This is a genomic window from Microbacterium sp. T32 (assembly GCF_001619615.1).
GTDB lineage: Bacteria > Actinomycetota > Actinomycetes > Actinomycetales > Microbacteriaceae > Microbacterium.
Genome location: NZ_LQQP01000057.1, coordinates 1 through 3,183, shown reverse-complemented (window position 1 = coordinate 3,183; position 3,183 = coordinate 1). Strand labels below are relative to the sequence as shown.

General features: G+C 72.3%; 4 protein-coding genes. All 4 read right to left on the bottom strand.

Annotated elements, in window-relative coordinates:
- A partial coding sequence (gene purE, locus AVW09_RS15265) for a 5-(carboxyamino)imidazole ribonucleotide mutase (RefSeq protein WP_082823020.1) occupies positions 1–307 on the bottom strand: 307 nt, incomplete at its 3' end.
- A gap of 95 nt (positions 308–402) precedes the next feature.
- On the bottom strand, positions 403–1,536 hold the full coding sequence (locus tag AVW09_RS15260) for a 5-(carboxyamino)imidazole ribonucleotide synthase (RefSeq protein ID WP_063258868.1): 1,134 nt from the start codon (positions 1,534–1,536) through the stop codon (positions 403–405).
- 154 nt (positions 1,537–1,690) lie between these two features.
- Positions 1,691–2,245, bottom strand: a complete 555-nt coding sequence (locus AVW09_RS15255) for a PH domain-containing protein (protein WP_063258867.1) — start codon at positions 2,243–2,245, stop codon at positions 1,691–1,693.
- Between the two features lie 59 nt (positions 2,246–2,304).
- Entirely contained in the window at positions 2,305–3,087 is a 783-nt protein-coding gene (locus tag AVW09_RS15250) for a biotin--[acetyl-CoA-carboxylase] ligase (protein WP_063258866.1), read from the bottom strand.
- Positions 3,088–3,183: the final 96 nt, after the last annotated feature.

The following is a 3,183-nucleotide window of genomic DNA, read 5'->3' as shown; positions in this document are numbered from 1 at the left end:
CGGGGATGCCGGCCGGCATCTGGACGATGCTGAGGAGGGAGTCGAGCCCGTCGAGCGTCGCGAGCTGCACGGGGACGCCGATCACCGGAAGCGCCGTGACCGACGCGAGCATCCCGGGCAGGTGGGCGGCCCCGCCCGCGCCCGCGATGATCGCCCGCAGGCCGCGCGCCCGCGCCTCGCGGCCGTAGCGGATGAGCTTGTCGGGGGTCCGGTGCGCCGAGACGACTTCCACCTCGTGCGGGATACCGAACTCCGTGAGGACCTGCGAGGCGTCGCTCATCACGCGCCAGTCCGAATCGGAGCCCATGACGACGCCGACCACGGGCGTCTCGGAGGAATGCAGCGGCCGGGTCACCGGACCAGGCTAGGCCGGGTCGCTGGAAGATCGCGCAACGGCGCGCTTCAGTCGAAGAATGCCGCCGCCGCGCGCCCCTCGTAGACCACGTCGTCCAGGTCGTCGCCCGCGACGTTGACGTGTCCGACCTTGCGCCCGGGGCGCGGGTCCTTGCCGTACGTGTGGATCTTCGCGGTCGGGTGCGCGGCCATCGCCGGGGCGAAACGCTCGGTCAGTCCGCCCTCGGCGGGGCCGCCCAGGATGTTGACCATGATGGTCCAGGGGGCGATGGCATCCGTCGCTCCGAGGGGAAGGTCGAGGACCGCCCGCAGGTGCTGCTCGAACTGGCTCGTGACGGCACCGTCCTGCGTCCAGTGACCACTGTTGTGCGGTCGCATCGCGAGCTCGTTGATGAGGATGCGTTCGTCGGACGTCTCGAACAGCTCGACGGCGAGCATCCCCGTCACCCCGAGTCCCTCCGCGACAGCCACCCCGATCTCGGCCGCGGCGCGCGCGAGCCGCTCCCCCGCGCGAGGCGCCGGAGCGATGACCTCGGCGCACACGCCGTCGCGCTGCACCGTGGCGACCAGCGGGTACGCGCGCACCTCGCCCGAGGGGCGGCGCGCGACCTGCTGCGCCAGCTCACGCGTGAAGTCGACGAGTTCCTCGACCAGGAGCGCCCCGCCGTTGGCGTCCTCGGCGAGCGCCGCGAACCAGTCGTCGGCCTCGGTCGCGGCCGACACGACGCGCACGCCCTTGCCGTCGTACCCGCCGCGCGGCGTCTTCACGACGGCGCGACCGCCGTGCGCGTCGAGGAAGTCCTGGAGCTGGGCGGCGTCGGAGACCGCTGCCCAGTCGGGCTGCGGCATCCCGAGCTCCGCCATGCGCGCGCGCATGACGAGCTTGTCCTGGGCGACGGCGAGCGGTGCGGGGCCGGGGTGCACGGCGACGCCCGCTTCCACGAGCACCGACAGAACGTCCTGCGGGACGTGCTCGTGGTCGAAGGTCAGCACGTCGACGTCGCGCGCGAAACGCAACACGGTCTCGGCGTCGTGGTAGTCGCCGACCGCCGTGGCCGCGAGGCCCGCCGACATCCCCTCGCTCTCGGCGAGGACGCGGATGTCGATCCCGAGCTCTTCGGCGGGCGCGATCATCATCCGCGCCAGCTGTCCGCCACCGACCACTCCGACTCGCAGCGCCATGCCGCTCCTTCCGTCCCGTCCATTGTGCCCTCCGACGGTCGGGGCAGCGGCTCCCCACCCCTCGCGATAAACGCGATCCACGCGAAGAAACGCCGCGTCAGCGCGTTTCCCGCCGTGGATGCCGTTTATCGCGAGGGGGTGAGCGGGTGGGGCGTCAGAAGTCGACGGAGCCGGAGCCCTGCGACTGGGAATCGCGATGCGCGAGGATCTGGTTCACCTCGACCTGGTCGACCAGCGTCTCGTGCACGAGCACCGCGTGCGGCACGTTCTTCAGACGCATCGGCGGTTCGACGCCGTTGGAGAGCGTGAGCGTCCCCGCACCCCACAGGCGCTGCAGGATGCCACGACGCATCTCGATCGCGTACCCGCGCACGTGCGAGACCTCGCGGCTGCGCGACCCGAAGAAGCCCGAGCGCTCGATGACGCGGCGCGTCGTGATGGTCCACGACCGCGACAGCCACGCGAAGTACGGGAGGACGACGAGCAGCAGGAGCACCACGCCGGCGGCGGTCAGCAGCATCCAGTTCTCGAACGGAGCGGGGAGGTTGTCGTAGTAGTACGACGCCGCACCGGACACGGCGATGAGGACGAGCGCGGACCAGAAGAGGCGTCGCGCGTGCCCGCGGAGGCGCACGATCCGTCGTTCGGGCGCCGCCGCACTGGGGGCCGGCGTCCGCGGGCGCCCCCCGTAGCTGGTCGGCTGGGTCACGTATTCATTCTGCGGGGCCGGAGCCTCTGCCGCCGCCCGCACACGCGGAACTCGCCCGGTCAGCGCACGTGGACGACGTCCCCGGCCGCGACCACCGTCTCGACCGTGCCGGATGCCACGACGAGACGCCCCTCGGCGTCGAGGCGCTCCGCCCGCCCCTGGACGGTCGTCCCGTCCGGGAGAGACACCGACACGTCGCGCCCGACGGTCGCGCACAGCTTCTCGATGTCGCGGTGGACGCGCGCGACGTCGCCCTTCGACAGCGCATCGAGGAATCCGTCCAGGCCCCGCAGGTAGTCCGCCAGCAGACGATCTTCGTCGACGTCGACGCCGATCGCGGCGAACGACGTGGCCGTTGAGACCGGGAGGTCGGCGCGCGTCATCCGCGTGTTGATCCCGGCACCGACGACGACCGTGTCGGGAGCGCCGGGGACGACCTCCGCCAGGATGCCGCAGATCTTCCCCCCGTCGACGAGCACGTCGTTGGGCCACTTCACCTGGGCGCTGGCCCCGTGCCCGGCCAACCGGGTGTCCACGGCCCGCGCCATGGCCGCACCGGCGGCGAGCGGGATCCATCCGCGCATCTCGATCGGAACCCGGGCCGCGTCCACGACGACCGAGACGGCGAGCGCGGTGCCCGCCGGCGCGGTCCACGTGCGGTCGAGGCGGCCGCGCCCGGCGCGCTGATCATCGGTCACGAGGAGTGATAGGTGTGGCCAGCCGGCCGGGTCCGCCATGACGGCGGCGACGACGTCGGCGTTGGTGGAATCGGTGGTCTCGACGACCTGGACGCGCGGGCTGACGCCGGCGGCGAGCGGGTATCCGGCAGCGGGGATCGGCATGTGCACACCCTAGACACGGCGGCGGGGGCTCGGCATCCACTTGCCTTCCCCGCCCGGTTCACTCCGACGCGGAGGTGGATGGATGCCACAGCGTAC